This window comes from Actinoplanes sp. NPDC049599, assembly GCF_044465625.1.
Lineage (GTDB): Bacteria > Actinomycetota > Actinomycetes > Mycobacteriales > Micromonosporaceae > Actinoplanes.
This window is the reverse complement of the sequence record NZ_JBITLX010000006.1, coordinates 52,393-76,132: the sequence shown is the minus strand read 5'-3', so window position 1 is coordinate 76,132 and position 23,740 is coordinate 52,393. Positions and strand designations below refer to the sequence as shown.

The following is a 23,740-nucleotide window of genomic DNA, read 5'->3' as shown; positions in this document are numbered from 1 at the left end:
TCTTGAGCCGGTCAGCGTGAGAAGGTCACCGTTGATCCGGGGCCGGCGGTGAGCACGTGCTCGTCGGGAAGGTAGAAGAGCCAGTGGTCGTACTCGGCGCTGAAGATGGAGAAGGTCCGCAGCACCAGCCCGCCGTCGAAGTGAAAGGTCGCGGACAGCGAGGGCCACTGCACCTCGGCGTTGTGCAACGTATGCCCGTCGAGGACCTTGACGGCCGGCTCGAGCTTCTCGCGGGCGTCCTCGGAACTCGCGATGATCTGCTGTGTCGTCTCGATGCGCCACGCGGAGCAGTAGACCCACAGGTGGAAGGTGCCGTGGGGGCGTCCGGTGGGCTCCCGGGCGGGACGCTGGGCGCCGAGTTCAAGGGTGAGGAAGCTGCCGACTCCGAGGGTGGTTCCCCAGACCTTCTCCCCGTACGCGGAAGCGAGCGCCGCCGCGACGGCACCCTGGTCGTTCGCTTGCGGGTTCATCTCGCTCCAGCCTTCTCGCCGCACATCTCAGCCACCACCGAACATGTCGATGATGACCTGGACGATCTCATGGAAGCCCAGGTTCTGGCCGGTGATCTCGTCGTGGATCCGCCGGACCTCGCCCTTGTCCAGCTTGCGGTTCAGGTCGCGCTCGGCTTTCCGGACCGCGTCGTTGAACTGTTTGTTCTGCGCCTGGTTGTTGCCCGGTGTGCCGTTGGACGACATCTGCACGACCGTGCCCGCGGCGGCTGCCGCAGCCGCTGCCGCGGCGGCCGCAGCGGCCGCATTGGCCAACGCGGTGGCCACCGCAGCCTCGGACAGCAGCCCGCCCGCCCCGGCGAAGACGAACAAGCCGGTGCCGCCCGATCCGATCAGGAAGGCCAGCAACAGAGCCAGCAGCGCGGCGATCAACAGGCCTGCGGCGAGAGTGAAGAAGCAGTCGGACAGGCCGCTGCAGTTGTCGGCCAGCGCAGGATCACCGACGAGCACCATCGGCGCCGCGGTGGCGGCCACGACGCCCAGCCTGGTCACCCCGCGAACGGCCGCGGTCATGATCGGCCCGTCCGGCGTGGCAGCGGCAGGGTCTCCTGCTCACGTCCCGGCGGCGGAAGAGTGAGCAGTGTGATGACGGCGATCGCGGCGCAGGCACTGGCGAGGACCGGCAGGAAGGTCTGCGTGCTGTACCAGTAGTGCGAGATCACCACCTTGCCGATCAGGTAGGCGAGCACCAGCCCGGCAGCCAGGCGCGCCGGCAGCGGTATGCGTGCGAGCAGAGCGACGAAGCGCGGGTTGCTGAGGATCAGATAGTGACGCAACGCGAGCAGGCCCGCGAAGAACGCCAGCACCAGCACGCCCTGGACCCAGCTGTCGATCACGCCGGCCATCAGCAGGGTCGCCCCGACGGCGCCGAGCAGGGTCAGCAACCATCCGGCGGCGCCCCGCCGCGGTCCTCGGCCGATCTCCGCGCCGAGCCCGGCCCAGAGGATGTGCGAGAACGTCGCTGTCTTGCCGCGTACGGCGTAACGGTCGAGGAACACCCGGCCCACCGCGGCCGCACCCAACGTCGTGGCGATCACCCATCGGCCGTTCTGCAGGGGTGCGATGGCGGCGGTGTCAGGAGAATCCTGCGCCCAGGTGAAGACCGGACGGATCAGCAGCGGGGTGGTCTGTGCCCAGATGTAGCCGCCGAGGACACCGACCACGCCGGCCGCCACCGGTTCAGCGATCCGCTTCACCGCCTCGGACAGGGCGCGCAACGACCGTACGACGCCGCGGGTTCCGATCGCGGTCAGCGGAATCATGACCGTCAGCAGGCCGAGCACCGCGTAGCTCAACAGACTCGGCAGGACATGTCGCACGATGGTCGTGTCATACGCGACCGCCTCGTGCAGCACGAGGTCACCGAAGGCGTAGCCGATCGTCGCCCACAGACCGAACGCCGCGCCGAGCTGACCGATGACTCCGAGGACCAGCAACAACAGCAGACTGTAGGTGAAGGTCCGGCCCTGATGCATCGCTCCCAGGGCGACGCCGATCGCCAGGCACGGCACCGCAGCCAGCAGTGCCAGTGGTGGCCAGCGGGTGAGGTAGTGACCGTCGGAGAGCGCTATGCCCGCACCCGGCCACACCCGCGCGAGCCGAAGTGGCAGGCGCAGCCAGAGGAGCTGCATCAAGCTGTCCACTGCGGCACCGCCTGCGGATCCTGGCGGCTGAGCCGCCGGCTCAGCCAGCCGAGGACCGTGCCGTAGGCCACGTGACCGAGGATCGTGATGCTGACGAACTCCTGCAGCGCGGCCAATCCCAGCCACCCGGGATAAAAGGTCACCATCGCGGTCTCCAGCACCATCGCCCAGATGATCCCGGCGAGTACGCCGCGCTCGCCGAGAACGACCGCGAACGCCATGGCGAAACCCAGACCATTCAGCACGTGATAGCCGGCACCGACCACGAAGGCCGGTACGCCGGTGTGGGGCCCCGCACCCAGCAGCTCGCCGAACATCGGCCAGGCTCCGAACGGCTTGACGGACGAACCCGTCGCCCGCACCAACACGTAACGGCTCACGTCGTACGCGATGATCGACGGGACTCCGGCGATCAGACCGATCCGGCATCGACGCAGGATCAGGATGCGGGACGGCACGGCAAGGCGTGGCCAGAGCACCACCCACGCACCGACCGCAAGCCCGGCGACCGCGCCGAGCCCGGCCCAGAGTGGAATGCCGGTCAGAAAGAAGAGCAGTAAACCCCCGCCGGTCGCCGCGCAGCTGGCGCCCAGAAGAATCCGGGGCAGCAGCTGACGCCTGGTATCAAGCGATGTGGGCATCGCGCCACCTCGGATCAGCGGTAACTACCCGTAAGCGAGTCAAACCGGACTGTACACATGCTTCTGTGCAGCAGGGCGTCGGGTGCACGACACTTCCCCGAAAGGGGTCCGAGGGTTGCCCAGGCATGTGCGTGCCGGTCGAGCCGGGCCGTGGCCAGGTCCGCCCGTTCGATGAGCGCAGCCGGTCAGGCCACGACGGCGATGTGCACCGCGCCGGCCTGCTCGGCTACGGCGCCGGGCCGGGCGTCGCCGTGGTCGTCGTGCCGGGTCTCGCGATCGCCGGGCTCCAGCTCTTCGCGTTCTCGATGGTCCCGGGCGCCGGTGCGGCGGCCGAGGCGCGCGGCAGCGCCGGCGCCGGCGCCGGTGGCTTCGTCTCGACGGCCGAGGGGCAGGCCGGGCTCCCGGACGTGCTCATGACGTGGCAGTGGCGGTCAGGTTCCGCTGGATCCCCGGCCGGGCCCGGAGGCCGGTGGCGCCTCGTTGAGGACGCGCAGGCGCCGGGTGTACTCCTCTTCGTCGATGTCGCCGCGGGCGAACCGGTCGGCGAGCACCTGCTGCGGGGTGAGACCGGGGACCACCGGCTCGGCGCGCCGCCCGGCGCCACTGGTGTACCGGACGGCGGCGATGACGGCCGCCACGACCAGGCCCCAGAACAGCAGGCCGCTGAGGCTCATCAGCACCCAGCCCCAACCGTTCATGCCGGTGCCGTAGTACATCATGATGATCGACCTCCTCGGTCGCCGTCGCGGTGGACGACGCGGCCCGATCACGGGTCGTTGCCCCCACACCTTCACGGTGCGCGCGGCCGGCCCCGGCCGGCACCGGCGGACGGCACCTCGACGGAGCCGAAGGTCCCGTGCCGGCGGCGGCCGGACGCCTCGAGGGGAGGCGCCCGGCCGGCACGACGTTCCTACAGCCGGTCGAGGAGGGTCTTCATCGTCGCGATCTCCGCCTGCTGGTCGGCGGCGATCTTCTGGGCGAGGGCCTTGGCGTCGGTGCTCGCGCCGTCCCGGGCCTGGTCCTGGGCCATCGTGATCGCGCCCTCGTGATGGATGATCATCATGGTGAGGAACTGCCGGTCGAACGCGGCACCCCGCGCCGCCCGCAGCTTCTCCAGGTCGGCCGGCGCCATGTCACCCGGCATCGCGCCGTGGTCCATGCTCGGCAGGGACGTGCCCGGCATCGGCTGGCCCCAGGCGCCGAGCCAGCCGGTCATGGTGGTGATCTCCGGCTGCTGGGCCGCCTCGATCTTGGCGGCCAGGGCCTTCACCTCCGGGTCGGCGGCGCGGGTCGCGGCCAGCCCGGCCATCTCGACGGCCTCGCGGTGGTGCGGGACCATCATCTGGGCGAACATGACGTCGGCGTCGTTGAACGCCGCCGCGCCGGCCGAGGCGGTCGCGCTCGGGTTCACGGCCGAACCGTGATCCATGCCGGAGCCCGGCACGTCGTCGCCGCAGGCGGCCAACGCCAGCAGCGCGGTCGCGGTCGCGCCCGCGAGCAGGACACGGCGCGGCAGTACGGAATGCTTCAACACAACAAAGGCCTTTCGGGATCGGTGAAGGGGCATCGGGACACAGCGGTGTCCTAGATGCGCAGCACCGACCCGGCGGCCAGGGCGAGCCCCACCCGCCTGACCGGGGGACCACGGGACCCGGCATCCCCGCGGCTGATCCGCCACGCGAACGGCCCACGTCTGCGTGACCGGACGAGCACCAGCGCGAGCAGGAAGATCACCAGCACCGCGCCGAGCACGGCGACGCAGACGGCCCAGCCGGCCATGCCACCGGGCGGCGACGATCCCGGCGCGTGCGCGCACCCTCCGTCGCAGTCACCGTGAGCGGCCGAAACGGCCGAAACGGCCGTGACCGCCGTGACCGCCGTGATCGCCTCGACCGCCTCGACCGCGTGATGGTCGGCGGTGGGCATACGCATGCCGGCGTGGCCCAGGGTGTGCATGGTCGCCAGGCCGAAGAGCGTGCAGGCGAGCAGGACCAATCGGGCGATTCGCCCGGTTGGTCCCCTTCCGTCGCGCAGCACCCGTCCACGCTAGCGCGCGTCCTCCGGCGCCGGGAGAGTGCCGTGGCCGGCGTCAGGACTGCCGGCTGCGAGGAGAGTACGCGGGCAGCAGCACCGACCGCAGGTCCGCCACGAAGCGCGGCACGTCAGCGAGGTGCGCGAACCGGCCCGGCACCTGGTAGACGACCCGGCGCCACGGAGCGACGGCGGCCAGTTCCTCCGCTCCCGGCCGTTGGCTGCGGATCTCCAGCCGCTGACACGTCGCTTGTGGCTCCCCCGGGCCCGGGCGCCCGGCGGTGACGCAGTCGAGGTATCCGGCCAGCAACGCCGGATCCGCCGCGGCGGTGACCAGACCGCGGTAGGACGGCGGCAGCGAATCGGCGGACATCGCGGCCAGATACCGCCACACCTGATCCACACCGACCGGCGCGGCGAACCCCGACGACGCCACGGCATCAACCGTGACCAGGGCATGGGCAGCGAACCGGACGGCGAACAGCTCGGCCAGGCCGGCGGCGCCGCCGTGGCCGACCACGACCGGCGCCCGGGTCGTGCCCAGCCCGTGCAGCAGGTGCGCCAGGTCCGCCACCAGCGCTTCCGGGTCGTAGCGGCCCCGGCCCGGCGAGGTGCCGTGTCCCGGCAGGTCCACGGCGATCATCGTGGCCTCGGTACGCAGGTCCGCGGCGATCGGCCACCACATGGCCCGGTCGAACAGCACGGAGTGGAGCAGGATCACCGGGCGCCCGTGCGCGCCCCAGGTGTCGTAGCTCCACATGCCTCCCGGAGCGGGCCAGCAGCGGGTCGAGCGCACCGGGGCCAGCCGGCCGGCGCTCATGACGCCTGCACCTTCGCCGTGAAGCCGAGCGAGGCCAGGACCGCGACCAGCACGTCGAGGTCGGCGCCGGACGGGTCCGTGTCGACGACGGTGCGGCCGGCCGTGACGGAGGTCTGTGCCCGGTGCACCCCCGGCAGGTCCTCGAGAGCACGGTCGATGCGCCGGGCACAGGAGGCGGAACGCATGCCGGTGACGGTGAAGGTGTGCGTGCTGTTGTTGCTCATGCCGGCCTCCGGGCAACCGTCGAGCGGCCGGCGTGTACGGCGTACAGGTCCATGGAAGATGTCCCTTTGGGTGGCGCGGGCAGAAGGAGCCGCGTCGCCGTCGTCTCGACGGCGAGCAGTGGGCTGGCGGCGGGCCCCGGAGGGCGGCTTCTGCTACGTGCGCGAGACGCCGAGCGCGTCGAGGGCGACGGGCGGCATGGATCGTCCCGACGGCAGCACGAGGCGCTGGGCGGCGACGACCGCGACGGCCCGCATCGACGGTTCTGTGCGCAGCGCGGCGACGGTGGGCGCCGCGGGGCCGGTCAGCGGCAGCAGGTGGCAGCTGTCGGACACCGCGGGGCCGCCACCATGGTCGTCATGGTCGTCATGGTCGTCATGGTCGCGATCGGCCGCCGCGGCGGTGATCGCCGCGGCGGTGGACCCGGGGTGCTGAGCCGCCGGCGATGCGTCACAGTGGCCGCACCGCAGCAGCCCGAGCCCGGCGAGGACGAGCGCGACCGTCAACCACCGCACCAGCCCGGGCCAGGCGGTCGGCGGTCGGAGGCGGTCCACGGTCGCAGATTACCCAACGGCGACGGCTGCCGGACCGGCCGTCACCCGGTCGGGCCGGCAGCACCCGCCGGGTGTCACTGCGCGGTGAGCCGCACGGTACGCAGCAGCTGCGCGTTGAGGGCGACGACGATGGTGGACGCGGACATGAGGATCGCGCCGACCGCCGGGCTGAGCGTGAACCCGGTCCAGGCCAGGACCCCGGCGGCGAGCGGGATCGCGACGATGTTGTAGCCGGCCGCCCAGCCGAGATTCTGGATCATCTTGCGGTACGACGCCCGCGACAGCCGGATCACGCCGAGCACCCCGCGCGGGTCGGACGAGGCCAGCACCACCCCGGCCGACTCGATCGCCACATCCGTGCCGGCGCCGATCGCGATGCCGACGTCCGCGCGGGCCAGCGCCGGCGCGTCGTTGACGCCGTCGCCGACCATCGCCACCCGCAGCCCGCGCGCCTGCAGCTCCGCGACGGCGCGGTCCTTGTCGGCCGGCAGCACCTCGGCGAAGACCTCGTCGACCCCGGGGCGGAAGCCCAGGTCGGCGGCGACCGCCTCGGCCACCGGGCGAGCATCCCCGGTGATCATCACGATCTTCCGGATGCCCTGCTCGCGCAGCTGGGTGATGGCCTGGCGCGCCTCGGGCCGCACCTCGTCCTCGAGCGCGAAGGCCCCCACCACCTGCGGCGCGCCACCCTCGGGCAGCCGCAGGAGATGCAGGACGGCGGCGCCGCGCCGCGACCACTGCCCGGCGGTGTGCCGCAGGTCGGCCGGCACCTCGGCGTGCAGCTCGCGCAGCAGCGACGGCCCGCCGACGGCGTACGCAACGTCATCCACGACGGCCCGGACCCCGCGGCCGGTCAGCGACCGGAAGTCCCGCGCCGAGGCGCGCAGGCCGCGCCGATCGGCGACGGCGACGATCGCCCGGGCCAGGGGATGCTCGCTGTCCGCCTCGACCGCCGCGGCCAGGCGGAGCACGTCGTCCTCGGTCTCACCCGGAACGGCGGCGATGCCGGTGACCGTGTGCGCGCCCTTGGTCAAGGTGCCCGTCTTGTCGAACAGGACGGCATCGACGGTCCGCATCCGCTCCAGCGCCAGCCGGTCCTTGACCAGGATCCCGGCCCGGGCGGCCACCGCGGTGGACAGCGCGATCACCAGCGGAATGGCCAGGCCGAGCGCGTGCGGGCACGCGATGACCAGGACTGTCACGGTACGCACGACCGCGCCGCTCAGGTCGCCGAGCAACCACCACACGCCGAACGTCACTGCCGCCACCGCGGTCGCGACATAGAACAGCATCGCCGCGAAGCGGTCCGCCAGCACCTGCGCCCGGCCGCCGGCCTGCTGCGCCTGCGCGACCAGCCGCCCGATGCCGGCCAGCGCCGTGTCGTCACCGACCGCGTCGACCCGTACGCGCAGCGCCGAGTCGGTGGCGACCGTGCCGGCCACGACCCGGTCACCGACGCCCCGGGCCACCGGGCGCGACTCCCCGGTGATCATCGACTCGTCGAGCTCGGCCACCCCGTCGACGATGCGCCCGTCGGCGGGAACGCGGCCGCCGGAGCGCACCAGCACCGTGTCACCCACCCGCAGCTCCGCGACGGGGACCCGCTCGACGTCCCCGCCGGCGGCGACCCGGTCGGCCTGATCGGGCAGCAGCGCCGCCAGCGCGGCGAGGGCGCCCTGGGCCTGGCCGATGGCCTTCATCTCCTGCCAGTGCCCCAGCAGCATGACGGTCACCAGCGCGGCCAGCTCCCACCAGAAGTCGAGGTCGAACCCCCCGAGGCTGGTGGCCAGCGAGGCCGCGTAGGCGACGGTGATCGCCATGGAGATCAGCAGCATCATGCCGGGCGCCCGGTCGCGGATCTCCGAGACGGCGCCGGCCAGGAACGGCCATCCGCCGTAGCCGAAGACGATCGTGCCGAGCACCGGGCCGATCAGGCTCAGGCCGGGGAAGTCGAGCGAGTAGCCGAACCAGTCCATCACCATGTGGCTGGTCACCACGATCGGCACGGTCAGCGCCAGACTCAGCCAGAACTTCCGCCGGAACATCTCCGGATCATGGCCCGCGTGCTTGTCATGACCGCCATGTTCGGCATGTCCGGCGGCACCGTCGTGACCGGCATGTCCGGCGGCACCGTCGTGACCGGCATGTCCGGCGGCACCGTCGTGACCGGCATGTCCGGCGGCACCGTCGTGACCGACGTGACCGGCGGCACCGTCGTGACCGACGTGACCGACGTGGCCAGCGTGGCCAGCGGGACCGCCCGGGTCCGCATGACCGGCGTGCCGGTCGGGACCACCCGGGCCGGCATGACCGGCGTGCTGGCCATGCCCGCTAGCCGCGGCGGCAGCGGCGGGCGGCGGCGGCACGCCCTCGTCCCGTGCCTGGGCCCGGTCGCTCGTCCGCATGCCGCCGCCGCCGCGCGGCGCTCCGTGCTGGTCGTGGTCTGCAGAGCTCATCTCCATCGCCTCCGCCGCCCACGATATACCCCCCAGGGGTATCACGCCAGGGGGAATGTGGTCAGGTGATGTCGCGGCGGACCGTGGTCACCACCGCGGCGCCCGCGAAAGCCGCGGCGTAGCCGGCCAGCGCCAGCCCGGCCTGCCACTGCGGCGGGCCGTCCACCAGGCCCGGCAGCCCGTCGAGAGCCGACCCCAGCGCGAACGGCAGCCACCGGCCCGCGTCGCCGATGAGCTGACCGACGATGCCCTCGACCAGGGCGAGCCAGGCCAGCGCGGCGGCCACCGCGGCGATCAGGTTGGTGACCAGCGCCCCGACGCCGACCCCGATCGCGGCGAAGGCGGCGTTCCAGCCGATGCCGCCGAGCACCGTGCGCCACAGGTCCCCCGACGAGATGTCGAGCGACGAGCCCTTGGCGCTGAGCCAGACGGCGGTGGCCGCCAGGGCCGTACCGGCGGCGATCACGCCGAACAGGGCGCCGGCGGCGGTGTAGACGCCGAGCTTGGCGAGCACCACCCGGTAGCGGCGGGGCGTGCTGAGGTAGGCGTCGCTGATCGTGCGGTGCCGGTACTCCCCCGCGACGGCCATGATGCCCAGCACCAGGGTGAAGAGCGAGACCAGGCCGATGTGCGCCACCGCCTCCCGCTGCGCGGCCGGTGAGGTGACGTCGTCGCGGCTGATCATCAGGCCGCTGACGCCGGCGACGATGACGGCCTGCGCGGCGGCCAGCAGCAGCCAGCCGCTGCGGACGGTGCGCAGTTTGCGGACTTCCGCGGCGAGGATCACCGGGCGCTCCCTTCCAGTTCGGCGGTCAGGCGCAGGAAGGCAGCCTCCAGGCTGTCCCCGGCGCCGGAGAGCTCGGCGAGCGGGCCGGCGAACCGCAGCACCCCGCCGTTGACGATGACCACCCGGTCGACGGTCTGGGCGACCTCGGCCAGCACGTGGCTGGACACCACGATCGTGCGGCCCTGCCCGGCGAGATCCCGCAGCAGCGACCGCAGCCACGCCATCCCGGCCGGGTCCAGGCCGTTGCCCGGCTCGTCCAGGATCAGCACGGCGGGATCACCGAGCAGCGCCGAGGCGAGGCCGAGCCGCTGGCGCATGCCCAGCGAGTAGCCGCCGACCCGGCGCCCGGCGTCCGCGCCGAGACCCACCTCGTCCAGCACCGTGTCCACCCGGGCGGCGGGCAGGCCGGCCAGCTGCGCCTGGATCAGCAGATGCTGCCGCGCGGTGCGGCCGGGATGGAAGCCGGACGCCTCGAGCAGCGCGCCGACGACCCGGCGCGGATGGGCCAGCTCGGCGTAGGGACGGCCGTCCACGGTCGCCGTACCGGAGGTCGGCCGGACCAGGCCGAGCAGCATGCGCAGCGTGGTGGTCTTGCCGGCCCCGTTGGGGCCGAGGAAGCCGGTCACCCCGGGACCGACCGCAAAGCTCAGATCCTGTACGGCGGTCACGGCGCCGAACCGTTTGGTAAGTCCTCGGACGGACAAGTCGGTCATCGCAGTCCCTTCCCGGTAAACGCAACGACCCTGACTCTCGCGTCCGGGCAGCCCTGTTCTCATCGCCCGGCCGCGGCATCTTCGCCGTACCGCGGGCGCGGTATGCCACGGATGCCCCGGCCGGAGGAGGCGCCGGCCACCTGCCCGGCCGTACCGTGTGGACATGCTCGTCATCGCCCACCTGCAGCGGACGGCGCACCGCCGCCCGCACGTCGCCGACGCGGCGATCGCCGCGCTGGTGTGGGTGGCGGCGCTGCTGACCACCACCGGCCCGCACCACCTCCGCGAGCTGGCCCCGCTGGTGCTGGCGACCGTCGCGTGCGCGGCGCTGGTGCTGCGCCGGCGCTGGCCGTACCCGGTCCTGCTGGTCACCACGGTGGCCGCCGAGCTCTACCTGGCCCGCCAGCCCGGCACCGGCGACACCCTGATCCTGGCCGCGCCGCTGGTCGCCCTCTACACGGTCGCCGAGCACACCGACCGCCGGCGGTCGCTGCTCGTCGCCGGGCTGCTGGTGCTGGTGCTGGGCGCGTTCCACACCTTCGGCGCGCCGGCGCGCTGGCTCGGCCCGGAGAACGTCGCGCTGGCCGCGCTCGGCGGGCTGGCCGTCGCCGCCGGCGAGGCGTCCCGGCACCGGCGCGCCTATCTGGCCGAGGTGCTGCTGCGCGCCGAGGACGCCGAACGCGACCGCGAGGCCGAGACCCGGCGCCGGGTCACCGAGGAGCGGCTGCGCATCGCCCGCGACCTGCACGACAGCGTCGGGCACCACCTGGCGCTGATCAACGTGCAGGCGGGCGTCGCCCGGCACGTCCTGACCGACCAGCCGGCCCCGGTCCGCGAGACGTTCGACCAGATCCGGCACGGCAGCCGCGCCGCCCTCGACGAGCTCCGGGACACCGTCGGGCTGCTGCGCCGGCCGGAGGACGCCGACGCGCCCGTCGAGCCGACCGTGGGCCTGGCCGCGCTGGACGACCTGCTGGCCTCGTTCACCCGGTCCGGCCTGCGCGTCGTCCGCCGGCAGGACGGCGACACCACCACGCTGCCCTGGGCGGTGGACGTCACCGCGTACCGGATCGTCCAGGAGGCGTTGACGAACGTGTGCAAGCACGCCGGCCCGGTGGAGGTCCGGCTCACCCTGCGCCGCGACCCGCAGTCGCTGACCGTGACCGTCGACAACGACGGCCCGCCGGTCGCGCCGCCGGCCCGGGAGGCGCACGGCATCGTCGGCATGCGGGAACGGGTGGCCGCGCTCGGCGGCACCGTGCTGGCCGGGCCCCGGCCCACCGGCGGCTTCCGGATCACCGCGATGCTGCCGGCCGGGCGTGCCGCGTGACCGGCGAACCGGCCATCCGGGTGCTGCTGGCCGACGACCAGCCGCTGCTGCTGGCCAGCTTCGCCACGCTCATCGGGGCCACCGCGGGCATGTGCGTGGCCGGCACCGCCCGTACCGGGGTCGAGGCGGTCGCCCGGGCCCGCGAGTCCCGGGCCGACGTGGTGCTGATGGACATCCGGATGCCGGGCCTCGACGGGCTGGCCGCCACCCGGGCGATCACCGCCGACGAGGACCTGGCCGGGGTCCGGGTGCTGATCCTGACCACCTTCGAGATCGACGAGTACGTCTTCGAGGCCCTGCGCAGCGGGGCGAGCGGCTTCCTGGGCAAGAGCGCGGAGCCGGCGGAACTGCTCCAGGCGATCCGCGTGGTGCACCGCGGCGACGCCCTGCTCACCCCGGCCGCGACCCGCAGCCTGATCGCCCGCTATCTCGCCCGCCCGGAACGCAGCCACCAGCTGCCGGCGACCGGGCTCGCCGACCTGACCGAACGGGAACGCGAGGTGCTCGCGCTGGTGGCGGGCGGGCTGTCCAACGACGACATCGCCCGGCACCTGACGCTGAGCCCGCACACGGTCAAGACCCACATCAACCGCACGATGATGAAGCTGGACGCCCACGACCGGGCGCAACTGGTCGTGGTCGCGTACGAGAGCGGTCTGGTCCGGCCCGGCGGCTGAGGACGGCCGGGACCGGGCCGTCAGCAGGTCGCCCGGTAGGGCAGCTCGGGAACGTAGCGGCTCCATTCGTCGGTGTTGAGGCCGCGGCCGCTGATCGTGCAGGCGGGCCGGACGGGGTCGGCGGCGAGGTCCGCCGGGACGGTGGTGTCCCAGAGCGTGAGGGTCTGGTTCGGGTCGCCGATCTTGCCGCCGGCCGCCAGCAGGCGCCCGTCCGGGCTCAGCGCCCCGTGATAGCTCTGCAGCTCGGGGGTCTTCATGGTGGCGAACCGGACCGGGGTGGTGGCATCGGCGACGTCCCAGAGCAGCACCGCGTTGTCCAGGCTGACGGTGGCCAGCGTGTGCCCGTCCGGGGTGAAGCCGATGAACATCATCTCGTTGCTGTGGCCGGTCAGGGTGGCCAGTTGGCTGGGCTGGGCGGGATCGGCGACGTCCCACAGCAGGGCCGTCCCGTCGTTGTCGGTCGCGGCCGCCAGGGTGCGCCCGTCCGGGCTGAACGCGAACATGGAGACGTTGAACCCGGTGAAGTCCTTCAGCACGATCGAGGTGAGGCGCTCCGGCGCGGCGAGGTTCGCCAGGTCCCACAACGACACGTTGTAGCCCTCACCGACGGCCAGCGTGCGCCCGTCCGGGCTGAACGCGGCGGTGGTCAGCAGCGACCGGAGGGGCAGCGTGGTGAGTGGCTGGGGCTGCTGCCGATCGGTCACGTTCCACAGCGACAGCCTGCCGTCGATGTGGCCGATGGCCAGGGTGTGCCCGTCCGGGCTGAAGGTGATCGAGGAGAGGGCGCCGCCGCCGTCCTTGATGGTGGACAGCAGCGCGGGAGCGCCCGGGCGGGTCAGGTCGAGCAGCGTCACCACCTTGTCCGCGCCCGCGGCGGCCAGGGTGCGGCCGTCGCGGCTGAGGGTGATCGAGTCGGTCCGGCCGCTCTGCATCGGCAGGAGGTCACGCCGGGCCGGTACGGCCGGATCGGCCAGGTCCCACGGCACGGCCGTGCCCTCCCGCCCGCCGGCGATCAGCGAACGGCCGTCCGGCGTGAACTCCAGGCCCACGATCCGGCCGGGGTACGGCCCGGGCAGCCCGGCCACCGGGCCCCGGGCGTACCAGCCCCGGGGGTGCCAGATCGTCGCCGTGCGACGGTAGCCGGCGGTGGTCAGGGTCCGCCCGTCGCGGCTGAACGCCATCGACCGCACGGGGCCGCCGCGGCTGGTCAGGACGGCCAGGTTGGTCGGCATCCAGGCCAGCCCGTCGAGCTCGACGGCCCACACCGTCGCGGTGCCGTCCGAGTCGCCCAGCACCAGCGACTGCCCGTCCGGGCTGAACGTCATCGAGCTGAAGTCGGTCCTGCCGTTCCCCACCGGCTGTGACCACCCCTGGAGCGGCGCGGCCGGGTCGGTCAGGTCCCAGAGCCAGACGTACCCGTCGACTCCCTCGACGGCCACCATGGGCAGCGTCGGGTTGTACTCGACGGCGGCGTCGACCTTGTTGTCGCCGAAACCGAGCTTGAGCACGGCGCCCCGCACCGGATGGGCCGGATCGGTCAGGTCCCAGACGTAGGTCCCGTCGCCGCTGCCCACCCCGGTGCGCCCGTCCGGACTGAACGTGAAGCGGTATGCCGGCAGCGTGGCGATCACCACCGGGGCCGCGCCGGTCACATCCCAGAGAATGGTGTTCCTGTCGCGGTTGCTGGTGGCGACGGTGTGCCCGTCCCGGCTGAACGCCACCGCCACGATGGCGGCGGCGTCGGGCAGCAGCGCCTTCCGCACCGGATGGGCCGGATCGGTCATGTCCCACAGCACCGCGGCCGCGCCCCCGTCGAGGACGGCCAGGGTCCGCCCGTCCGGGCCGGCGGCCAGCGTCTTCTCCGCCGTCCCGCCGACCGGCAGCGGCGCGAGCCGGACCGGTTTCGCCGGGTCCGCCGTGTTCCACAGCGCCACCGTCCCGTCGGCGCCGGCGGCGGCGACCACCTGCCCGGCGACGGACGCGACCGAGATCGCGTCGCCGAACGCGCCGGCGTAGGTCGTCGCCATGACGAGGTGGCTGAGCTGGTCGCGGCCCTGCGCGTCGGCGTGCAGACGCTGCGCGGCCGCGCCGAGCATGAGGGCCATCCGCGGGTCGTCCGTGATCATCGCGCGGGCCCGGGACATCAGCCGCCGGCCGGCCACGATGCGCTGCTGCCGCTCCATCTCGGCGCGCTGCTGACGGGCGTCCTCGGCCGCCTCCCGGGCCAGCTGCTCCTGCTTCCGCCGCTCCTGGTCGGCCTTGCGGGCCTGCTCGCTGTACTGCTTGGCGAGCTTCTCCTGCGCCTTGGCCCGCGCGGTCGCCTCGTTCGCCAGCTGCTGCTGCCGCCGGGCGTTCGCCAGCTGCTGCTCGGCGTTGGCCTTCTGCCGCGCGGCCTCCTCCGACGCGCCCTTCGCCGCCGCCTGCTGGCGTTCGGCGTTGGCCTTCTGCCGGTCGGCGGCGGCCTGGTAGCGCTGCGCGTTCGCCTGCTCCCGCCGCGCCTCCGCGGCGGCGTCCTCGGCCAGCGCCTGCTGTTCCCGGGCGAGCTCCGCCTGCCGCTGGGTCTCGGCCTTGGCGTCCTCCGCCCGGGCCTCCTGCGCCCGGGCGTTCTCCTGCTGCCGCTGCGACTCCTCGGTGGCCCGTTCGGCGGTGCCGCGCTGCTCCGAGGCCATCCGCTGCTGCAACCGGGCCTCCGCCGCCGCGGTGTTGGCCCGGGCGGCGTTGCGCGTGGCGACGACGCCGGTCAGCGAGGCGACCAGGGTCAGCAGCACCAGCGTCGCCACCGCGACGGCCGACAACCGCCGGGCCCGCCGGTGGTGGCGGATGTCCTCACCCTCCAGTTCGTCCTTGCTCACCCCGTGCATCGGCGCGGCGAGCTGCGCGACGGCGTCGCGGAACCGGGCGTGCTGCAGGCTCAGGTGCAGATCCTTGCGGGCCCAGCGCAGGTCCAGGAACAGCGGTTCCTCGGCGAACACCCCGCGCAGCGCGGCCGGCACCGCGGTGGACTCGGCGGTGAAGTCCTGGGCTTCGGGATCCCACCGCCACTCGCCGTCGGTCACCACCGGAAGGATGCGGTCCGGTGACTTCGTCGCCACCCAGTGCTCGATCTCCCGGTTCACCCACTGTGAGCTCGCCGCCTCGGGAGACGCGAGCAGCACGAAGAACTTCGAGCCGTCCAGCGCCTCCTGAATGGACCGCCAGAGCGCGGGCGTCACGGCCAGCCCGGTCTGGTCCCGGAAGATCCACAGCGCGCGGCGCCGGTGCCACGGCTTCGCCAACCGGTGCAGACCACGCTGGACAGCGGGTGCGAGCCGCCCGTCGGCGGCATGGCTGTACGAGATGAACCCATCGAACGGCATGACTGTCCCCGTAAGTCGGCGTAAGCGGCGGGGCCCGATTCTCCACGTCCCTGGCCTGCCGGTAAAGCGGCTTGCGCGGCCCGGCCGCGACGGGGCCTGCGGTGCGCCGCGGGCCCCGGCGGAGGCCGCGTGGCGGCACCGCACCGCCATGTGCTTTCATCTATACGGGCCGGGCATCTTCCCCCGTGGATGCCCGGCCCGCACCATGCCGAGGCCGCCGCTACCGGACGAACGTGATCTCCGGATACCGCGGATGCGGGGCGCGGAGCAGCCGGCCGTCCCGGTGCCGCAGGTGCTGGTCGAGGAAGGCCCGCAGGTAGGTGCGCTGGATCGCCAGGGACCGTTGCGGGTCGAGGGTGCCGATCTGCTCGGCCACCTGCTCGGGGCTGAGACCGAGCGCCGCGGCGGCCTGCGGGTAGAACACCACACTGTCGTTGTACGACGCATGGGTCGAGCCGCGCAGGCTCAGCTCGCGTTTCCAGCCCCGCTGATTCGCCCAGAACGCGTCCCAGCTGGGGTCCTCGGGGTCCGCGCCGTGGTCGCTGCTCAGCAGCAGGAACGGCCGGTCGGAGCCCGCGACGGCGCCCGCGCCGACGAGCGTGCCGTCCAGATTCACGCCGGCCTTGATCCGCGGGTCGTCGTGCATCACGGCGGCGGCGGTGCTGCCACCCAGCGAGTGACCGACCATGCCGATCCGGCTCAGGTCGAGGGCACCGCGCAGACCGTCGGGGAGCCGGCGGCTCCCGGCATCGGGGTTGCGGCCGGCGTTGAGGGCGGCCAGCTGGTCGAGGACGAACCGGGTGTCGGCCGCGCGGACCGCGACGGCCTGGGCGATGACCTGCTCGTCGAGGTCGGGCGGGATGGTGGCGACCTCGACCCGCCCGCCGGGGAACTCGACCTCGGAGGCGTCGTGGGTGTGGTCGATGGTGACGACGACGGAGCCGTGGCTGGCCAGTTCCTCGACGAGCGCGGTGCCGGTGCCGCGGTCACCACCGAGGCCGGGCGAGTAGAGCACCACCGGGTGGCCGCCCTGCTTGCGCGCCACCGGGGCGCCCACCCGGCCGTGCGTGGTCGTGGCGCGCACCATCTCGGCGGGGAAACCGAGAGCCTCCGCGAAGTGCGGCACCGCGCCCGGCGACAGCCACGGCGCCGCCGGGTAGCCGCCGGTGTGCCGCGCCGGGTACCAGATCTGGACCATGATCTCGCGGACCGGGTGGGACGGCACCCACGGATCGGTGCGCCCGGTGTCGACGAGATGGAGCGAGACGGTGCCGAGGCGCTCGGGGCCGGTCGGTGCGGGCAGGACGATCCCCCCGGCGGCCGGTCGGCCGTGCGGATGGGTGGACTGGGCGGAGGAGGGCGCGGCGGCGGCGACCAGTCCGAGGCCGGCGGTCAGGAGGGCGGCCGTGAGCAGCAATCGGCGAGGTCGTCGGGGCCGCGCGGCGGCCGGATGGCGCTGGGACATGGTGCGTTCCTCCGAGGTGCAGGCGGGTGAATCGATGGTGACCACGGTGCCGGGAGCCGGCCGCGCTGTCGGTAGGGACGGCAGCCGGTCCGGGGTGGGGTTTTCCTCACCCCCGGGGGAGGGACTGCCTCATGGCGCGGCCGGGCGGGCGGTGGCTACGGTGATCTTGTGAAATCGGCAGAAGCGATGCTCCGCACGGTGCTGGGCGCCTGGTGGTCGGCGCGCAGCTGGCGTGCCACAGCCCACGCGCTCGTGGGGCTGCCGATCGGCGTGCTGACCTTCGCGCTCGCCTGCGGCCTGCCGGTCGGCATCGGCTACTCCGCGGCCTGGAGCCTGCTCTACGCACCCCACGACCGCTGGGTGCTGACCACCGCGCTGGTGGCGCTCGCCGTGGTGGTCCCGTTACCGCTGCTGCTGACCGTGCCGAGGCTCACCGCGCTGCAACGCCGGCGCTTCCGGGCGCTGCTCGGCGTGGAGATTCCACCGCCGAGCCACGACGACCGGCGGCTCGCTCCGGCGGGCACGGGGCGGCAGCTGGCCTACCACATGCTGGCGTTGTTCATCGGCGCGGTCGGGGCCGCCCTGGTGGCAGCTTGCTGGTCGGCCGTACCCGGGTTGATGTGGGCTGCCGGAGGGCGGCCGGTCGTCACCCTGGCGGCGCCGGCCGCGCTGCTGGCGGCTCCGTGGGTGGCCCGGGGCGTGGCCCGCGTCGACACGGCCGTGGCCCGTGCTCTGCTCGGTCCCAGCCACCGCGAGCGGCTGTCCGCGCAAGTGGAGTCGCTGTCCCGCAGCCGGGCCGACATCATCGCCGCCACCGACGCCGAACGCCGCCGCATCGAGCGTGACCTGCACGACGGCGCCCAGCAGCGGCTGGTCTCGCTCGCGATGAACCTCGGCATGGCCCGCGCCGGCCTCACCGACACACCCGCACCCGCCCGGCAGGCCATCGAGGCCGCCCACGACGAGGCCACCCAGGCCCTCGCCGAGCTGCGCGAGTTCGTCCGCGGGCTGCACCCGGCCGTGCTCAACGACCGGGGCCTGGACGCGGCCCTGTCCGGCATCACCGCCCGCGCGCCACTGCCGGTCCGGCTCCGCGTCACCGTGGCGTCGCGCTGCGCGCCGGTCGTCGAGGCCATCGCCTACTTCGTCGTCTCCGAGGCCCTCACCAACGTGGCCCGGCACGCCCGGGCCGGCCATGCCGAGGTCACCGTCGACCGCGTCGCCGACCGGCTCCGCGTCGTCGTCACCGACGACGGCTGCGGCGGCGCCACCCTGGGCTCCCCCACCGGCGCGGCGGCCGGCGCCGGCAGCGGATTGCGGGGGCTCGCCCAGCGCGCCGCCTCGGTCGACGGCACGTTCACCCTGCACAGCCCGGCCGGCGGGCCGACGACGATCACCGTGGAGCTGCCGTGCGGGTCGTGATCGCCGAGGACTCGGTGCTGCTCCGGGCGGGCCTGACCAAGCTGCTCGCCGACGGCGGCTTCGAGGTCGTCGCGGCCGTGGCCGACGCCGAGCAGCTGCTCCGCTCGGTCGCCGAGCACCGCCCCGACCTGGCCCTGGTCGACGTGCGGATGCCGCCCACCCACACCGACGAGGGCATCCGCGCCGCGCTGGTCATCCGCCACCAGCATCCGGAGGTCGCCGTCCTGGTGCTGTCCCAGTACGTCGAGGAGCGCTACGCCACCGATCTGCTGTCCGTGCACACCAGCGGGGTCGGCTACCTGCTCAAGGACCGCGTCGCCCACGTCACCGACTTCCTCGACGCGCTGCGCCGGGTGGCCGCCGGTGGCACCGCCCTCGACCCTGAGGTCGTCGCCCAGCTGCTGGTCCGCCGGCGCGACGACCCCCTGGACCGCCTCACCCCGCGCGAGTCGGAGGTGCTGCGGCTCATGGCCGAGGGCCGCTCCAACAGCGGCATCGGCGACGCCCTGAAGGTCAGCTACAGCGCGGTCGAGAAGTACGTGAGCAGCATCCTCGGCAAGCTCGACCTGCCACCCGCCGACACCGACCACCGCCGGGTCCTCGCCGTGCTGAAGTTCCTCGGCACCTGACGGACGACCCCGCCGGGCGGGTCGGACGCCGAGCGAGGCGCGGGTCGCGGCGATGGCGTCGAGCAGCTTCTCCTGGCACTCGAAGCCCCGAGGTCGACCCCGCAGGCGCGCTGCCGGGCCCGCGGCAGCGGCTGGTCCGGCTGGTCGATCCGCAGCCGGATGGAGGCCTGGTTCTCCTCCGGCACGGTCATGTCGGAGCAGCTGCCCACGGTCGGCGGCGGCTCCGCGGCCGCCACGGCCGGCGGGCAGGCCAGCACGCCGAGGCATCGCTTGATCGGCGGGACCGCAATTCCCATTCCGCTCCGGAAAGGAAAGGTGGTCGACTTCGCGATGGCTTTCCGCATAACACTTTTTCCCGCGGCGCGGCCCGAAAAAGGAATGTATTGAGGACTCCGAAATAATCTGGCAACATTGCCGATGGTCGATGGAAAGGCATACCTGTCAGCTCATTGTTAACGCTAACAGCGGAGGTTCGAATGGCGCGGACGCGACGCGTGATCGCCGGGGCGGCCGCCCTCATCCTGGCCGTGCTGCTGCTGCCGAGCGCCGGCGCGGCGCGGGCGGACAACCCGATCGTGCAGCACATCTACACCGCCGACCCGGCGCCCCTGGTGCACAACGGCCGGGTCTACCTCTACACCGGACACGACGAGGACGGCTCGACCTACTTCACCATGCGGGACTGGCGGGTCTTCTCGTCGGCCGACATGGTCAACTGGACCGACCACGGCAGCCCGCTGAGCCTCGCGACCTTCGCCTGGGCGGACGCGAACGCCTGGGCCGGGCAGGTGGTCGCCCGCAACAACCGCTTCTACTGGTACGTGCCGGTCCGACAGCGCTCGAACGGGCAGATGGTCATCGGCGTCGCCGTCGCCGACTCGCCCACCGGGCCGTTCCGCGACGCGCTGGGCCGGCCGCTGGTCGGCAACAACGAGATCGACCCGACCGTGTTCATCGACGACGACGGCCAGGCCTACCTGTACTGGGGCAACCCCAACCTCTCGTACGTGCGGCTCAACGCCGACATGACGTCGTACTCCGGCGGCGTCACGCGGATTCCGCTGACCACCGCGGGGTTCGGCACCCGTACGGGCAACGCGAGCCGCCCGACCCTCTACGAGGAGGGTCCGTGGGTCTACAAGCGCAACGGGCTGTACTACAACGTGTTCGCCGCCGAGTGCTGTTCGGAGTTCATCGGCTACTCCACCGCGCCGGGACCGACCGGCCCGTGGACCTACCGCGGCACGGTCATGCCCCGCCAGGGCACGAGCTTCACCAACCACCCCGGCGTCATCGACTTCAACGGCGGCTCGTACTTCTTCTACCACAACGGGGCGCTGCCGGGCGGCGGCGGTTACACCCGGTCCGTCGCGGTGGAGAAGTTCACCTACCGCGCCGACGGCACCATCCCGGCGCTGTCGATGTCCACTGTGGGCGCACCGCAGATCGGCTCGCTCGACCCGTACGTGCGGCAGGAGGCCGAGACGATCGCCTTCTCCTCCGGCGTCGAGACCGAGCCCGCGAGCGAGGGCGGCCGCAACGTCGGTTATCTCGAGAACGGCGACTGGATCAAGGTCAAGGGGGTCGCCTTCGGCGCCGGCGCGACGGCCTTCACCGCCCGGGTCGCCTCGGCCACCGCCGGCGGCACCGTCGAGCTGCGGCTCGGCAGCCCGACCGGCACCCGGGTGGGCGGGTGCACCGTGCCGGGCACCGGCGGCTGGCAGAACTGGCAGACCGTCTCCTGCCCGGTCACCGGCGCGACCGGCACCCAGGACCTCTACCTGCGCGTCGCCGGCGGCAGCGGATACCTGTTCAACCTCAACTGGTGGCAGTTCCAACGATGATCAAGAAGGAGCACCCGATGAGACTCCGCCGCTGGGCCGCCGCCCTGCTGCTCGCCGCCACCGCCCTGGTGGTGGTGCAACCGCCCGCCGCGCTCGCGCTGGACAACGGCGTGGCCCGCACGCCCCCGATGGGGTGGAACAGCTGGAACACCTTCGGGTGCAGCATCAACGAGACGCTGATCCGGCAGATGGCCGACGCGATGGTCAGCAGCGGCATGCGCGACGCCGGCTACCAGTACGTGGTCGTCGACGACTGCTGGATGAACCCCAACCGCGACTCCGCCGGCAACCTGCAGGGTGACCCCGGCCGCTTCCCGAGCGGCATGAAGGCCCTCGGCGACTACCTGCACGGCCGCGGGCTCAAGTTCGGCATCTACCAGGCGCCCCTGGACCGGACGTGTGCGCAGTACTTCGGCTCCTACCCGGGTGCGACCGGCAGCCAGGGCCACGAGACCCAGGACGCCCGGCAGTTCGCCGCCTGGGGCGTCGACTTCCTCAAGTACGACTGGTGCTCGCCGACCGGCACGATCAACGACCAGGTCACGACCTTCGCCCGGATGCGGGACGCGCTGGCCGCCACCGGCCGGCCGATCGTCTACAGCATCAACTCCAACAGCATCCACGACAAGACCGGGCCGCGCCGCAACTGGGGCGACGTGGCCAACATGTGGCGCACCACGGAGGACATCACCAACGCGTGGAACACCGGGCAGGCCAACGGCTACCCGATGGGCATCCAGAACATCGTCGACGTGACCGTGCCGCTGGCGGCGTACGCCCGGCCCGGCGGTTTCAACGACCCGGACATGATGGAGGTCGGCCGGGGCGGGATGACCGACACCGAGATGCGCTCGCACTTCGCGATGTGGGCCGTGCTGGCCTCGCCGCTGATCGCCGGCAACGACCTCCGCGCGATGGCGTCGGCGACCTCGACGATCCTGCTCAACCCGCGGCTCATCGCGATCAACCAGGATGCCCTGGGCCTGCAGGCGCAGCAGGTGTCCGGGGACGCGAGCCGGCGGGTGCTGGCCAAGCGGCTGGCCAACGGCGACGTGGCGGTCGCGCTGTTCAACCAGGCCGGCACCACCGCCACCATCGCCACCACGGCCGCCGCGATCGGCAAGACCGGCAGCTCCTTCACGCTCGTCGACGCGTGGACCGGCGGCACGTCCAGCACCACCGGCGCGATCTCGGCCAGTGTCCCGGCGCACGGCACGGCCGTGTTCCGGGTGAGCGGCGGCGGCACGACCGACCCGCCGCAGCCGACCGGCGGCGCCCTGGTCAGCGCCTCCTCCGGCCGCTGCCTGGACGTGCCGCAGAGCAGCACCAGCAACGGCACCCAGCCGGTGATCTGGGACTGCAACGGCGCCGCCAATCAGCAGTGGACCGCCTCCGGCCAGACCCTGCAGGCGCTCGGCAAGTGCCTCGACGCCCCGCTGAACGCCACCGCCGGGGCGAAGGCGCAGATCTGGGACTGCAACGGTGGCACCAACCAGCAGTGGACCCTCGAAGCCGGCGGCACGGTCGTCAGCCGTTCCTCCGGGCTGTGCCTGGACGTCAACAACAACGGCACCGCCAACGGCACCACCGTCCTGCTCTGGACCTGCACCGGAGCGGCGAACCAGCGGTGGACCCGGCGATGACCCCGGACGGCTCCGCGCGCCCGCGCTACGGCACCGGCAGGCCCGCGGCCAGCTCGGCGACGGTGTGCGCCCCGATCCCGGGCGGCGGGTCGTCGGTGCAGGCGGCCGCGACGGCGCGTACGTGCTCCTGGGCGCTCGTGGCGAGCCCGTCGTAGATGGCGGTGAACAGGTCACGAGCGGGCTCACGCAACCACCCGGCCGGCAGCAGCCGGCGGGGCAACCCCGGGTCGAGGATGGGCAGGCGCCGATAGGTGTCCATCACCTCGGTCCGGGCGCGGACGGCCTCGGGACCGGTGATCTCCCCGGCGTGGACACGGGGAGGCACCGGTCCCCAGGTCACCATGAAAGCCTCGTACCGGCGGGCGATGGCCGCGGTGTCCCAGGCGTCCAGGGGCGACCGGCCGGCACCGGGGCCGACGTGCCGGCTGCGGAAGACGGTCATGGTGGCGCCGAACGGGACGAGCTGCTCCCGGGCTTTCTCGGTGACGTCGCGCGGGGAGACCCAGAGACCGTCGTACAGCGGGGCGAAGCCCATCCAGCGCAGCTGCGCGCGGAGCCCGCGCCGCTGCGCCGCCCGGTCGCGCGGCACCGAGAAGGCGATCACCGTCCAGTGCTCGTCCCACGGCTCGGCCTCGACGGGCGAGACGATCGCGCTGCCGCCGAGGGAGAGGAACCCGGCGGCGGCCGGGGTGAGCCGGTAGGAGCTCCGCCGCCCCTGCCGGCGGCCCTCCAGCACGCCGCGACGGGCGAGCCGGCTGATCGCGGTCCGGGCCCCGGCCGGGCTCACCCCGGCCTCGGTGAGCAGGGCGACGACGGCCGCCGACGGGAGCCAGGCCCGGGTGCGCAGGGTGTAGTCGGCCAGCAGGGTCACCGCCAGGCCCTGCGGGGAGTTCCCCGCCTGCCGGCGGGGCAGCCGCACCGCTTCCGGGGCGTCGTCCGGGAAGATCTCCTCGATGTCGTACGGGCTCGTCACGCGGTGCTCCAGCGGGTTCTCCGGG

Annotated in this window: 25 protein-coding genes; 8 read left to right on the top strand and 17 right to left on the bottom strand. The window is 73.2% G+C overall.

The window, feature by feature from the left end; all coding sequences use genetic code 11:
- Positions 1-11 precede the first annotated feature (11 nt).
- The 12 genes from ACIBQZ_RS13170 to ACIBQZ_RS13115 all read right to left on the bottom strand — a co-directional run bounded on the left by ACIBQZ_RS13170 (position 12) and on the right by ACIBQZ_RS13115 (position 8,465).
- Positions 12-470, bottom strand: coding sequence for a hypothetical protein (locus ACIBQZ_RS13170; RefSeq protein ID WP_396088815.1), 459 nt, complete (start codon positions 468-470; stop codon positions 12-14).
- Between the two features lie 27 nt (positions 471-497).
- The gene (locus ACIBQZ_RS13165; RefSeq protein WP_396088814.1) at positions 498-983 is read right to left on the bottom strand and encodes a hypothetical protein; all 486 of its coding nucleotides are present in this window, start codon (positions 981-983) and stop codon (positions 498-500) included.
- 35 nt (positions 984-1,018) lie between these two features.
- The gene (locus ACIBQZ_RS13160; RefSeq protein WP_396088813.1) at positions 1,019-2,140 is read right to left on the bottom strand and encodes a hypothetical protein; all 1,122 of its coding nucleotides are present in this window, start codon (positions 2,138-2,140) and stop codon (positions 1,019-1,021) included.
- The gene (locus ACIBQZ_RS13155) at positions 2,140-2,793 is read right to left on the bottom strand and encodes a DUF6789 family protein (protein ID WP_396088812.1); all 654 of its coding nucleotides are present in this window, start codon (positions 2,791-2,793) and stop codon (positions 2,140-2,142) included. The genes ACIBQZ_RS13160 and ACIBQZ_RS13155 overlap by 1 nt, the downstream gene beginning before the upstream one ends.
- Positions 2,794-3,019: 226 nt before the next feature.
- On the bottom strand, positions 3,020-3,208 hold the full coding sequence (locus ACIBQZ_RS13150) for a hypothetical protein (protein ID WP_396088811.1): 189 nt from the start codon (positions 3,206-3,208) through the stop codon (positions 3,020-3,022).
- 16 nt (positions 3,209-3,224) lie between these two features.
- Positions 3,225-3,512, bottom strand: coding sequence for an SHOCT domain-containing protein (locus ACIBQZ_RS13145; RefSeq protein WP_396088810.1), 288 nt, complete (start codon positions 3,510-3,512; stop codon positions 3,225-3,227).
- A gap of 191 nt (positions 3,513-3,703) precedes the next feature.
- Positions 3,704-4,327, bottom strand: a complete 624-nt coding sequence (locus ACIBQZ_RS13140) for a DUF305 domain-containing protein (RefSeq protein ID WP_396088809.1) — start codon at positions 4,325-4,327, stop codon at positions 3,704-3,706.
- A gap of 50 nt (positions 4,328-4,377) precedes the next feature.
- Positions 4,378-4,788 carry a DUF6153 family protein gene (locus ACIBQZ_RS13135; RefSeq protein ID WP_396088808.1) on the bottom strand — a complete coding sequence of 137 codons (411 nt, stop codon included), beginning with the start codon at positions 4,786-4,788 and terminating at the stop codon, positions 4,378-4,380.
- Between the two features lie 94 nt (positions 4,789-4,882).
- Positions 4,883-5,644 (bottom strand): alpha/beta fold hydrolase, encoded by a 762-nt coding sequence (locus ACIBQZ_RS13130; RefSeq protein WP_396088807.1) that lies wholly within the window; start codon positions 5,642-5,644, stop codon positions 4,883-4,885.
- Positions 5,641-5,868: a heavy-metal-associated domain-containing protein gene (locus ACIBQZ_RS13125; protein ID WP_396088806.1), complete on the bottom strand. Its 228-nt coding sequence runs from the start codon at positions 5,866-5,868 to the stop codon at positions 5,641-5,643. The genes ACIBQZ_RS13130 and ACIBQZ_RS13125 overlap by 4 nt, the downstream gene beginning before the upstream one ends.
- A 153-nt stretch (positions 5,869-6,021) precedes the next feature.
- Positions 6,022-6,420: a hypothetical protein gene (locus ACIBQZ_RS13120; protein ID WP_396088805.1), complete on the bottom strand. Its 399-nt coding sequence runs from the start codon at positions 6,418-6,420 to the stop codon at positions 6,022-6,024.
- 74 nt (positions 6,421-6,494) lie between these two features.
- Positions 6,495-8,465, bottom strand: coding sequence for a heavy metal translocating P-type ATPase (locus ACIBQZ_RS13115; RefSeq protein WP_396088804.1), 1,971 nt, complete (start codon positions 8,463-8,465; stop codon positions 6,495-6,497).
- An 18-nt stretch (positions 8,466-8,483) separates the two neighbouring features.
- On the opposite strand from ACIBQZ_RS13115, the gene ACIBQZ_RS13110 reads away from it, so the two are divergent.
- The gene (locus tag ACIBQZ_RS13110) at positions 8,484-8,945 is read left to right on the top strand and encodes a hypothetical protein (RefSeq protein WP_396088803.1); all 462 of its coding nucleotides are present in this window, start codon (positions 8,484-8,486) and stop codon (positions 8,943-8,945) included.
- On the opposite strand, the gene ACIBQZ_RS13105 is transcribed toward ACIBQZ_RS13110, so the two are convergent.
- On the bottom strand, positions 8,938-9,663 hold the full coding sequence (locus ACIBQZ_RS13105) for a hypothetical protein (RefSeq protein WP_396088802.1): 726 nt from the start codon (positions 9,661-9,663) through the stop codon (positions 8,938-8,940). The genes ACIBQZ_RS13110 and ACIBQZ_RS13105 overlap by 8 nt on opposite strands.
- Positions 9,660-10,331, bottom strand: coding sequence for an ABC transporter ATP-binding protein (locus ACIBQZ_RS13100; protein WP_396088801.1), 672 nt, complete (start codon positions 10,329-10,331; stop codon positions 9,660-9,662). Before ACIBQZ_RS13100 ends, ACIBQZ_RS13105 begins: the two co-directional genes overlap by 4 nt.
- A 208-nt stretch (positions 10,332-10,539) precedes the next feature.
- Between ACIBQZ_RS13100 and ACIBQZ_RS13095 the strand changes: the two genes are divergently transcribed.
- Positions 10,540-11,706, top strand: a complete 1,167-nt coding sequence (locus ACIBQZ_RS13095; RefSeq protein ID WP_396088800.1) for a sensor histidine kinase — start codon at positions 10,540-10,542, stop codon at positions 11,704-11,706.
- Positions 11,703-12,383, top strand: coding sequence for a response regulator (locus tag ACIBQZ_RS13090; protein WP_396088799.1), 681 nt, complete (start codon positions 11,703-11,705; stop codon positions 12,381-12,383). Before ACIBQZ_RS13095 ends, ACIBQZ_RS13090 begins: the two co-directional genes overlap by 4 nt.
- Positions 12,384-12,403: 20 nt before the next feature.
- Here ACIBQZ_RS13090 and ACIBQZ_RS13085 read toward each other — a convergent pair whose 3' ends face one another.
- Positions 12,404-15,739: a TIR domain-containing protein gene (locus tag ACIBQZ_RS13085; RefSeq protein WP_396088798.1), complete on the bottom strand. Its 3,336-nt coding sequence runs from the start codon at positions 15,737-15,739 to the stop codon at positions 12,404-12,406.
- Positions 15,740-15,959: 220 nt separating this feature from the next.
- A complete protein-coding gene (locus ACIBQZ_RS13080; protein ID WP_396088797.1) occupies positions 15,960-17,204 on the bottom strand; it encodes an alpha/beta hydrolase family protein in 1,245 nt (414 codons plus the stop codon).
- Positions 17,205-17,372: 168 nt separating this feature from the next.
- Between ACIBQZ_RS13080 and ACIBQZ_RS13075 the strand changes: the two genes are divergently transcribed.
- From ACIBQZ_RS13075 to ACIBQZ_RS13055, 5 genes are all read left to right on the top strand, one after another.
- Entirely contained in the window at positions 17,373-18,626 is a 1,254-nt protein-coding gene (locus ACIBQZ_RS13075) for a sensor histidine kinase (RefSeq protein WP_396088796.1), read from the top strand.
- Positions 18,614-19,255, top strand: coding sequence for a response regulator (locus ACIBQZ_RS13070; protein WP_396088795.1), 642 nt, complete (start codon positions 18,614-18,616; stop codon positions 19,253-19,255). The genes ACIBQZ_RS13075 and ACIBQZ_RS13070 overlap by 13 nt, the downstream gene beginning before the upstream one ends.
- 159 nt (positions 19,256-19,414) lie before the next feature.
- The gene (locus tag ACIBQZ_RS13065; protein WP_396088794.1) at positions 19,415-19,642 is read left to right on the top strand and encodes a hypothetical protein; all 228 of its coding nucleotides are present in this window, start codon (positions 19,415-19,417) and stop codon (positions 19,640-19,642) included.
- An 89-nt stretch (positions 19,643-19,731) separates the two neighbouring features.
- Positions 19,732-21,099 (top strand): glycoside hydrolase family 43 protein, encoded by a 1,368-nt coding sequence (locus tag ACIBQZ_RS13060; RefSeq protein WP_396088793.1) that lies wholly within the window; start codon positions 19,732-19,734, stop codon positions 21,097-21,099.
- Positions 21,100-21,116: 17 nt separating this feature from the next.
- The gene (locus tag ACIBQZ_RS13055; protein WP_396088792.1) at positions 21,117-22,742 is read left to right on the top strand and encodes a glycoside hydrolase family 27 protein; all 1,626 of its coding nucleotides are present in this window, start codon (positions 21,117-21,119) and stop codon (positions 22,740-22,742) included.
- Positions 22,743-22,767: 25 nt separating this feature from the next.
- Here ACIBQZ_RS13055 and ACIBQZ_RS13050 read toward each other — a convergent pair whose 3' ends face one another.
- Positions 22,768-23,715, bottom strand: a complete 948-nt coding sequence (locus ACIBQZ_RS13050; protein WP_396088791.1) for a PaaX family transcriptional regulator C-terminal domain-containing protein — start codon at positions 23,713-23,715, stop codon at positions 22,768-22,770.
- Positions 23,716-23,740: the final 25 nt, after the last annotated feature.

Coding starts and splice junctions, on each gene's coding strand:
- ACIBQZ_RS13085 (WP_396088798.1), bottom strand. CDS start 15,739: ATGCCGTTCGATGGGTTCATCTCGTACAGCCATGCCGCCGACGGGCGG.
- ACIBQZ_RS13125 (WP_396088806.1), bottom strand. CDS start 5,868: ATGAGCAACAACAGCACGCACACCTTCACCGTCACCGGCATGCGTTCC.
- ACIBQZ_RS13115 (WP_396088804.1), bottom strand. CDS start 8,465: ATGTTCCGGCGGAAGTTCTGGCTGAGTCTGGCGCTGACCGTGCCGATC.
- ACIBQZ_RS13145 (WP_396088810.1), bottom strand. CDS start 3,512: ATGATGTACTACGGCACCGGCATGAACGGTTGGGGCTGGGTGCTGATG.
- ACIBQZ_RS13170 (WP_396088815.1), bottom strand. CDS start 470: ATGAACCCGCAAGCGAACGACCAGGGTGCCGTCGCGGCGGCGCTCGCT.
- ACIBQZ_RS13055 (WP_396088792.1), top strand. CDS start 21,117: ATGAGACTCCGCCGCTGGGCCGCCGCCCTGCTGCTCGCCGCCACCGCC.
- ACIBQZ_RS13150 (WP_396088811.1), bottom strand. CDS start 3,208: ATGAGCACGTCCGGGAGCCCGGCCTGCCCCTCGGCCGTCGAGACGAAG.
- ACIBQZ_RS13080 (WP_396088797.1), bottom strand. CDS start 17,204: ATGTCCCAGCGCCATCCGGCCGCCGCGCGGCCCCGACGACCTCGCCGA.
- ACIBQZ_RS13060 (WP_396088793.1), top strand. CDS start 19,732: ATGGCGCGGACGCGACGCGTGATCGCCGGGGCGGCCGCCCTCATCCTG.
- ACIBQZ_RS13095 (WP_396088800.1), top strand. CDS start 10,540: ATGCTCGTCATCGCCCACCTGCAGCGGACGGCGCACCGCCGCCCGCAC.
- ACIBQZ_RS13130 (WP_396088807.1), bottom strand. CDS start 5,644: ATGAGCGCCGGCCGGCTGGCCCCGGTGCGCTCGACCCGCTGCTGGCCC.
- ACIBQZ_RS13160 (WP_396088813.1), bottom strand. CDS start 2,140: ATGCAGCTCCTCTGGCTGCGCCTGCCACTTCGGCTCGCGCGGGTGTGG.
- ACIBQZ_RS13065 (WP_396088794.1), top strand. CDS start 19,415: ATGGAGGCCTGGTTCTCCTCCGGCACGGTCATGTCGGAGCAGCTGCCC.
- ACIBQZ_RS13155 (WP_396088812.1), bottom strand. CDS start 2,793: ATGCCCACATCGCTTGATACCAGGCGTCAGCTGCTGCCCCGGATTCTT.